At 60.9% G+C, this 8,196-nt stretch carries 9 protein-coding genes; 7 read left to right on the top strand and 2 right to left on the bottom strand.

Translation table 11 applies throughout. The features are described 5' to 3' along the window. Positions 1–198: 198 nt before the first annotated feature. Positions 199–963 carry a GntR family transcriptional regulator gene (locus VF672_RS23860; protein ID WP_331107583.1) on the bottom strand — a complete coding sequence of 255 codons (765 nt, stop codon included), beginning with the start codon at positions 961–963 and terminating at the stop codon, positions 199–201. Between the two features lie 357 nt (positions 964–1,320). On the opposite strand from VF672_RS23860, the gene VF672_RS23855 reads away from it, so the two are divergent. Both VF672_RS23855 and VF672_RS23850 read left to right on the top strand, forming a co-directional pair. Beyond that, positions 1,321–2,667 carry an NCS2 family permease gene (locus VF672_RS23855; RefSeq protein ID WP_331107581.1) on the top strand — a complete coding sequence of 449 codons (1,347 nt, stop codon included), beginning with the start codon at positions 1,321–1,323 and terminating at the stop codon, positions 2,665–2,667. A gap of 130 nt (positions 2,668–2,797) precedes the next feature. Continuing rightward, the gene (locus tag VF672_RS23850; RefSeq protein WP_331107579.1) at positions 2,798–3,424 is read left to right on the top strand and encodes a LysE family translocator; all 627 of its coding nucleotides are present in this window, start codon (positions 2,798–2,800) and stop codon (positions 3,422–3,424) included. Positions 3,425–3,533: 109 nt separating this feature from the next. On the opposite strand, the gene uraH is transcribed toward VF672_RS23850, so the two are convergent. Continuing rightward, positions 3,534–3,887, bottom strand: a complete 354-nt coding sequence (gene uraH, locus VF672_RS23845) for a hydroxyisourate hydrolase (RefSeq protein WP_331107577.1) — start codon at positions 3,885–3,887, stop codon at positions 3,534–3,536. A gap of 391 nt (positions 3,888–4,278) precedes the next feature. Between uraH and puuE the strand changes: the two genes are divergently transcribed. The 5 genes from puuE to VF672_RS23820 all read left to right on the top strand — a co-directional run. After that, positions 4,279–5,205, top strand: a complete 927-nt coding sequence (puuE, locus tag VF672_RS23840; protein ID WP_331107575.1) for an allantoinase PuuE — start codon at positions 4,279–4,281, stop codon at positions 5,203–5,205. Beyond that, complete coding sequence (uraD, locus tag VF672_RS23835) at positions 5,202–5,717, top strand: 2-oxo-4-hydroxy-4-carboxy-5-ureidoimidazoline decarboxylase (RefSeq protein ID WP_331107573.1); 516 nt, start codon at positions 5,202–5,204, stop codon at positions 5,715–5,717. The genes puuE and uraD overlap by 4 nt, the downstream gene beginning before the upstream one ends. A 41-nt stretch (positions 5,718–5,758) precedes the next feature. Next, the gene (gene alc, locus VF672_RS23830; RefSeq protein WP_331107571.1) at positions 5,759–6,754 is read left to right on the top strand and encodes an allantoicase; all 996 of its coding nucleotides are present in this window, start codon (positions 5,759–5,761) and stop codon (positions 6,752–6,754) included. 222 nt (positions 6,755–6,976) lie between these two features. Beyond that, the gene (locus VF672_RS23825) at positions 6,977–7,480 is read left to right on the top strand and encodes an ureidoglycolate lyase (protein ID WP_331107568.1); all 504 of its coding nucleotides are present in this window, start codon (positions 6,977–6,979) and stop codon (positions 7,478–7,480) included. Between the two features lie 47 nt (positions 7,481–7,527). After that, positions 7,528–8,196: urate hydroxylase PuuD (locus VF672_RS23820; RefSeq protein WP_331107566.1), on the top strand; the 669-nt coding region annotated here is incomplete at its 3' end.

Raw genomic sequence — 8,196 nt, 5'->3', positions numbered from 1 at the left:
ATTTTATTTCGCATTACAACCATCGTCGCTGTCACACCGCCTCGAACAACGTGCCACCCGCTGTCTTTGAGAAGCGGGCGGCCTAAATACTCCTACGGAATGGTCCAATAAAACTGGACCGCTACAGCCACGCTCCTACAGGTTGTGGTTTCGGCGCGAATAATGCGCTCGCCGCACGTTGTGCGGCGAACCGGGGGGTCAGACCGCCGGGCTGCGCCCTGCTTTTTTCCTGGGCAGCATCAGGTGCGAGAAGACGGCGTGGAGGTCGTCCGAGGCGCTTTCTTCGTCGAGGTTGAGCTTGCTGTCGATGTGGTCCATGTGATGCATCATCAGGCTCACCGCCAGCGTGGCATCGCGGGCTTCGATGGCGTCGATCAGTTGGGTGTGTTCGTCATAGGAGCAGTGCGAGCGGTTGCCGCTTTCGTACTGGGCGATGATCAGCGAGGTCTGTGACACCAGGCTGCGCTGGAAGCTGATCAACGGAGCGTTTTTGGCGGCTTCCGCCAGCTTCAGGTGGAATTCCCCGGACAGACGAATCCCCGCGCCACGATCACCTTTGGAAAAACTGTCGCGCTCGTCGCTGACCATCTGGCGCAGCTCGCCGAGCTGTTCCGCGGTGGCGTGCTCGACCGCCAGTTCGGTGATCGCCTTCTCCACCAGACGCCGGGCGAAGAACACCTGGCGTGCCTCTTCAACACTCGGACTGGCCACCACTGCGCCACGGTTCGGACGCAGCAAGACTACGCCTTCGTGGGCCAGACGCGACAGTGCGCGACGAATGATGGTGCGGCTCACGCCGAAGATCTCGCCGAGGGCTTCTTCACTCAGCTTGGTGCCAGGCGCCAGACGCTGTTCGAGTATGGCCTCGAAAATGTGCGCGTAGACGATGTCGTCCTGGGTGCCGCTGCGGCCGGATTTAGCCGTGCGCGGGTGTTTCTTGAGAGGTTGCAACTGATCGTTCATGGGCACTCGTGGTAACAGAATCCGGCGCTGGGCCTTGCCGTGATCAGGGCGGGTACGACCACTGTTGGAGCAACCAATAGCAGATATCCCGGCAAAGTCACAGTAAAAGTAATGGCGCATTGTACACAGCCGGCAACGTCTGCACAGGTTCCGGAAGCACGGCGCGTTATGCACACAATCCGCCAAATACTCCGTACAAAACCTAAAACATTATTTGCATTATTTGTATACAAAAGCATAATCCCTCGTGAACGTTTCTGACCTCTCAGTCAACAAATCGGCCTGACGGGTCCACTCGCCTCCCGAAGCCCGCCACCGGCTTTGTCATAACAACAAAAACGTCCCGAGGATTTCACTGTGGAAAGTCGCAAAACCGAAGCCACGCCGCTGGATCTCACGCTGCCGCGCAAAGGCCTGCTTGAACGCCTCTTCAAGCTCAGCCTGCATGGCACGACCGTCCGAACCGAGCTGCTGGCAGGGCTCACGACCTTTATCACCATGGCTTACATCATCTTCGTCAACCCCAACATCATGGCCGACGCCGGCATCGATCACGGCGCGGCCTTTGTCGCCACCTGCATCGCCGCTGCACTCGGTTGTCTGCTGATGGGACTGTACGCCAACTGGCCGGTGGGCCTGGCGCCGGGGATGGGCCTGAATGCGTTCTTTACCTACACCGTCGTCGGCACCCTGGGCTACAGCTGGGAGACAGCGCTGGGCGCGGTGTTCGTCTCGGGCGTGATCTTCATGTTCCTGACCCTCTCGCGGATCCGCGAATGGCTGCTCAACAGCATCCCGGTCAGCCTGCGTTACGCCATGGGCGCGGGGGTCGGCTTGTTCCTCGGGCTGATCGGCCTGAAGACCGCCGGAATCGTGGTGGACAGCCCGGCGACGCTGATCAGGCTCGGTTCGTTGCGCGAGCCCGCTCCGCTGCTCGCTGCCATCTGCTTTCTGATGATTGCGGTATTGAGTTATCACCGGGTGTTCGGCGCGATCCTCATCAGCATCATCACCGTGACGCTGGCCGGCTGGGGGCTGGGGCTGGTGCATTACGGCGGCATCTTCTCCATGCCGCCGAGCCTGGCGCCGACCTGGATGGCAATGGACCTGGCGGGCGTGTTCAACGTCAGCATGATCAGCGTGGTACTGGCGTTTCTGTTCGTGCACATGTTCGACACCGCCGGCACGCTCATGGGTGTGGCACAGCGCGCCGGTTTGGTGCGCGAAGACGGTCGCATCGAAAACCTCTCGCGGGCGTTGAAGGCCGACAGCGCGTCCAGTGTGTTCGGCGCGATGGTGGGTGTGCCACCGGTCACCAGTTACGTGGAAAGCGCCTCGGGCGTGGCAGCCGGGGGTCGGACTGGTCTGACCGCCGTGACGGTGGGCGTGCTGTTCGTGGCGGCGATGTTCTTCGCGCCACTGGCTGGCATGATTCCCGCTTACGCGACCGCAGGTGCATTGATTTACGTGGCGATGCTGATGATGGGCGGCATGGCGCACATCGACTGGGAAGAAGCCACCGACAGCATTCCGGCGATCGTCACGGCGATCATGATGCCGCTGACGTTTTCGGTCGCGGACGGGATTGCGCTGGGGTTTATCACCTATGTGGTGCTCAAGGCGGGCACCGGCCGCCACCGGGAAATCTCCATCAGCCTGTGGGTGCTGTGCGCGATCTTCATTGCCAAGTTTGTGTTTTTGTAAGGCTGCGTCCACCTGGCCCGGCCATTAATGGCTGGGCAGACACACATCCCGTCGGTCGAACCCGCACAAGACATGGCGCCGCGCAGCAAGCGGCGTTTTGCTTTTTTGAAATAACCAAGGAGAACCACCCATGACACTGGAAACCTGGCTGCTGTTCAGCGGCGCCGCACTGGTCGTTATATTGATTCCGGGGCCGCTGTCGCTGCTGATGATCGGCAACAGCCTGAACTACGGCCTGCTGCGCTCCTACCCCGCTTTCCTCGGCGGCGTCTGCGCGTCGATCTGCCTGCTCAGCGCTTCTGCCCTGGGCTTGGGCGCGTTGCTGCTGGCGTCCGAGCAGCTGTTCAGTGCACTGAAAATCGTCGGCGGCCTGTACCTGTCTTATCTCGCCTGGCAGAGCTGGAAACAATCACGCCAGCCCGCCAGCGCCGCTGAAGTGCCCGAGGCGCTCCGTACACCGGCCTTTGGCTCGTTGTTCTGGCGCGCGTTCGTACTGGGCGCCAGCAACCCCAAAGACATCCTGTTTTTCGCCGCCTTTCTGCCGCAATTTCTCAAGGCCGATCAGCCGTTCTTCGGCCAACTGATCACCATGATCATCACCTGGACCGTCCTCGACCTGAGCTGCAAATTGTTCTACGGCCTCAGCGCCCGGAGCGCCGCCCGTTATCTGCGCACGGGCAAGGGCCAGACCTGGTTCAACCGCATCAGCGCCGGCCTGTTCGGCACCGCCGGCACCGTCGCCCTGATCAGCCGCTGAGTTTTTGAAAGCCCAAAGCCCGCGGCAAAAGCCAAGGGCAAAAAAAAGCCCGCAGTGTGGGCGGGCAAGAGGAACAGGGGGAACAGGTTGATCAGCAAGCGCCAGCGATTTAGCTGCCGCGGTAGGTGGAGTAGCTGTAGGGCGAGATCAGGAGTGGCACGTGGTAGTGGTCTTGCCCGGCGTCGATGCCAAAGCGCAGCACCACCTCGTCGAGAAAGGCCTGCTTGCCGGGCTGCACGCCCTTGCTGCGAAAGTATTCACCGGCCTGAAACTGCATCTGGTAGACACCCGATGAGTAGTCATCGCCCTGCAAGAGCGGCGCATCGCAGCGGCCGTCGCTGTTGGTGACGGCCTCGGCGATTTTCTCCAGCCGTTCGCCGTCGACCCGGTAAAGCGTCACGCGGATTGAGCTGCCGGGGCAGCCATGCGCAGCGTCCAGCACGTGAGTGGTGAGTCGTCCCATGGCGTGTCGTTGCCTCATTCAGTAAGAAAGATGGCGTGCACCCCAACCGGGCGCTCGCGGTAAGACAGAAGCAGGATTAAGACAGTTTGAAGATGAATTGTACACAATTAAAATCGCTTAAATTGCGTTCCCCTGCTCATCACATGCCTGACGCCCGAGAAGTGGCATTCGCCGCGCCAATGGCGTGTTCCAGACGCAATATCTGACTCATCAGGCAAGTTTATTGCAGAGGCTTTGAACAGCCTCGACGTGACGCGAGATGAAAAAACAGGGTTACAAGTTGTAAATAAAGTTGTATACAATCTCATCCTCGCAGCGATCGTCGTGGCATCCGGATGTTTTTGCCCAGACGACCAACGCCGCCGAACACATGTAGATAAGGAAGATTGCAGTGAGCGCCGACTACCCACGCGACCTGATCGGTTACGGCAGTAACCCGCCCCATCCCCACTGGCCAGGCAATGCCCGTATCGCGCTGTCGTTCGTGCTCAATTACGAGGAAGGCGGTGAGCGCAACGTTCTGCATGGCGACAAGGAGTCTGAAGCGTTCCTGTCCGAGATGGTCGCCGCGCAACCGCTGCAGGGCCAACGCAACATGAGCATGGAATCGCTCTACGAATACGGCAGCCGGGCCGGCGTATGGCGCGTGCTCAAGCTGTTCAAACAATTCGATATCCCGCTCACCATTTTTGCCGTGGCCATGGCCGCGCAGCGACACCCCGACGTGATCCGCGCCATGGTCGACGCCGGCCATGAGATCTGCAGCCACGGCTATCGCTGGATCGACTACCAGAACATGGACGAGGCGCAGGAGCGCGAGCACATGCTCGAAGCGATCCGCATCCTCACCGAACTCACCGGCGAACGTCCGCTGGGCTGGTACACCGGGCGCACCGGCCCCAACACCCGACGGCTGGTGATGGAAGAAGGCGGTTTCCTTTACGACTGCGACACCTACGACGACGACCTGCCGTATTGGGAGCCGAACAACCCCACCGGCAGGCCGCACCTGGTGATCCCGTACACGCTGGACACCAACGACATGCGCTTCACCCAGGTGCAGGGCTTCAACAAGGGCGATGACTTTTTCGACTACTTGAAAGACGCGTTTGACGTGCTCTACGCCGAAGGGGCGGAGGCGCCGAAAATGCTTTCGATCGGCCTGCACTGCCGCCTGATCGGCCGCCCTGCACGACTGGCTTCGCTGCAACGTTTTCTGGAATACGTCAAAGGCCACGAGCAAGTCTGGTATGCCCGTCGCGTCGAGATCGCGCGGCACTGGCACCAGGTTCATCCCTTCAACGGAGCTGCCGAATGAGCCGTTTTCATACCCTGACGCCCTCCTCCCTCAGCCGTGACGAGTTCGTCCAGGCCTTCGCCGACATCTATGAACACTCGCCCTGGGTCGCCGAACAGGCCTATGACCTGGGCCAGTTGCACGAGCTTGATGACATCGAAACGCTGCATGCACGCATGAGCGACATCCTGTTGAGTGCCGATCACGCCGCGCAACGGGCGCTGATCAACGCTCACCCGGACCTTGCCGGCAAAGCCGCCGTGCAAGGCCAACTGACCGAAGCCAGCACCTCTGAACAGGCTGGCGCCGGTATCCACCAATGCACGGCCGAAGAGTTTCAGCGCTTCACCGAGCTGAACGACGCCTACAAAGCGGCGTTCGCGTTTCCCTTCATCATGGCGGTAAAAGGCAGCAACCGGCATCAGATCCTCGCGGCCTTCGAGACGCGCATGCACAACACGGCCGACGCCGAGTTTGCCTGCGCCCTCGCCGAGATCAACAAGATCGCGATGTTCCGCCTGCAAGCCCTCTGACCGACCTTTCCCACGCCCACTATCAAAGGCAGACAAAAAGAATGAAAGCTTACGCCGCACCCTTCGAGAAGTTCGTCAACCTGGCCGATGCACGTCTGGGGACGAAGATCCTTTCCGTCACCGATGACTGGTTCGCCGACGCCAACCGCCTGTTCCAGCCGACGCCGGCGGTGTGGAAAGAAGGCGTGTTCGACGACAACGGCAAGTGGATGGACGGCTGGGAGTCGCGCCGCAAGCGTTTTGAGGGTTACGACAGTGCGGTGATTCGTCTGGGCGTCGCCGGCTCGATCAAGGGTGTGGACATCGACACGTCGTACTTCACCGGCAACTACCCGCCGTCAGCCTCGCTGGAGGGGTGCTTCCTGGCGTCGGGCGAGCCGGACGAGCACACCGAGTGGAAGGAAGTGCTGCCGGCCGTGGAGCTAAAAGGTGACAGTCACCATTACCACGAGATCGGCGACGCCAAGGCGTACAGCCACCTGCGTTTCAACATCTACCCGGACGGCGGCGTCGCGCGTCTGCGCGTGTATGGCGTACCGCACCGGGACTGGTCGGCGGTGGCCGACAACGAGCAAATCGACCTCGCCGCGGCGCTGAATGGCGGCCGTGCGCTGGCCTGCTCCGACGAACATTTCGGGCGCATGAGCAACATCCTCAACCCGGGCCGCGGCGTGAACATGGGCGATGGCTGGGAAACCGCGCGTCGTCGCACGCCTGGCAATGACTGGGTGATCGTGGCGCTGGGCCATGCCGGGGAAGTCGAGCAGATCGTCGTCGACACCCTGCACTTCAAGGGCAACTACCCGGACAGCTGCTCGATTCAGGCGGCGTTCGTCAAAGGCGGCACCGACAGCCAGATCGAAACCCAGAGCCTGTTCTGGCGTGAATTGCTGCCCAGCCAGAAGCTTTCGATGCACGCCGAACACACCTTCGTCGAGCAGATCAAGGCGCTGGGGCCGATCACCCATATCCGCCTGAACGTTTTCCCCGATGGCGGCGTGAGCCGGTTGCGGGTGCTGGGCAAAGTGGCGAAATAACCCGCGTGTCTGATGGTTCCCACGCTCCGCGTGATAATCATCAGCATATGACTCTGTAGGAGCCGGCTTGCTGGCGAAGGCAATGTACCGTCCGCTAAAGATGGGTCGGTTGTCTCCGGCCTCTTCGCCAGCAAGCCGGCTCCCACAGGTGATGTGCAAGCGTACAGATCCGTGGTCGGCAATGACGCTATTTATCTTGAACCTGAAAACAGAAGACTCCGCATGCGCACACTGATCATCGAGCCGTTGACCAAGGCAGCCTTCGCCCCCTTCGGCGATGTCATCGAAACCGACGGCAGCGATCATTTCATGATCAACAACGGCTCGACCATGCGCTTTCACCGTCTGGCCGAGGTCGAAACGGCCACGCCGGACGACAAGGCGATCATCAGCATCTTTCGCGCCGAAGCGCTGGACATGCCGTTGACCATCAGCATGCTGGAGCGCCATCCGCTGGGCAGCCAGGCCTTCATTCCGCTGCTCGGCCATCCTTTTCTGGTCGTGGTCGCGCCACGTGGCGATGCACCCGAACCCGAGTTGACCCGCGCCTTCATCACCAATGGCAGGCAGGGTGTTAATTACCATCGCGGCGTCTGGCACCACCCGGTGCTGACGATCGAAAAGCGGGATGACTTCCTGGTGGTTGATCGCAGTGGCAGTGGCAATAACTGCGATGAGCATTTCTTCGAAGAGAGTCAGAAGATGGTTCTCGATCCCCAACTATAAGAAGGGTCTGACCACCCGCCAAGGGGTGGCAGGCAAAGGGTAAGACTGTGGCTGCACATCTGATGGAATGGCTGAATCTGGGCGTGCGCTGGATTCACATGATCGTCGGGATCGCCTGGATCGGCGCGTCCTTTTACTTCGTCTGGCTGGAGAACAACCTCAACCGCGCCAACCCGCGCGACGGTCTGTCGGGCGACCTCTGGGCAATTCACGGCGGCGGTATCTACCACCTGGAAAAGTACAAGCTGGCCCCGCCCACCATGCCGGACGACCTGCACTGGTTCAAATGGGAAGCTTACTGGACCTGGATGTCGGGCATTGCGTTGCTGTGCATCGTGTTCTATTCCAACCCCACGCTTTACCTGCTGGCACCGGGCAGCACGCTGAGCGGCAGCGAAGGCATCGCCATCGGCGTCGGCTCATTGATCGCCAGCTGGACGATCTACGATATCCTCTGCGATTCGCCGCTGGGCAAGCGCCCTGCCCTGCTGGGCCTGGTGCTGTTCGTGCTGATCATCGCTGCCTGCTTCGGCTTCAGCCAGGTGTTCAGCGGGCGGGCCGCTTACCTGCACACAGGTGCGATCATCGGCACGATCATGGTCGGCAACGTGCTGCGCATCATCATGCCGGCCCAGCGCGCGCTGGTCGCCGCCATCGCCGAGAACCGCACGCCGGACCCGTCGCTGCCCGCCAAAGGATTGCTGCGTTCACGGCAC

Source organism: Pseudomonas sp. (assembly GCF_036387035.1).
In the GTDB taxonomy this organism is placed as follows: domain Bacteria; phylum Pseudomonadota; class Gammaproteobacteria; order Pseudomonadales; family Pseudomonadaceae; genus Aquipseudomonas.
The sequence above is the reverse complement of the archived record's forward strand: the minus strand, read 5'-3'. Positions and strand labels throughout refer to the sequence as shown.

Excerpts from the sequence above, each read along its gene's own strand:
- VF672_RS23860 (WP_331107583.1), bottom strand. The coding sequence starts at position 963 with ATGAACGATCAGTTGCAACCTCTCAAGAAACACCCGCGCACGGCTAAA.
- VF672_RS23850 (WP_331107579.1), top strand. The coding sequence starts at position 2,798 with ATGACACTGGAAACCTGGCTGCTGTTCAGCGGCGCCGCACTGGTCGTT.
- uraH (WP_331107577.1), bottom strand. The coding sequence starts at position 3,887 with ATGGGACGACTCACCACTCACGTGCTGGACGCTGCGCATGGCTGCCCC.
- uraD (WP_331107573.1), top strand. The coding sequence starts at position 5,202 with ATGAGCCGTTTTCATACCCTGACGCCCTCCTCCCTCAGCCGTGACGAG.
- alc (WP_331107571.1), top strand. The coding sequence starts at position 5,759 with ATGAAAGCTTACGCCGCACCCTTCGAGAAGTTCGTCAACCTGGCCGAT.
- VF672_RS23825 (WP_331107568.1), top strand. The coding sequence starts at position 6,977 with ATGCGCACACTGATCATCGAGCCGTTGACCAAGGCAGCCTTCGCCCCC.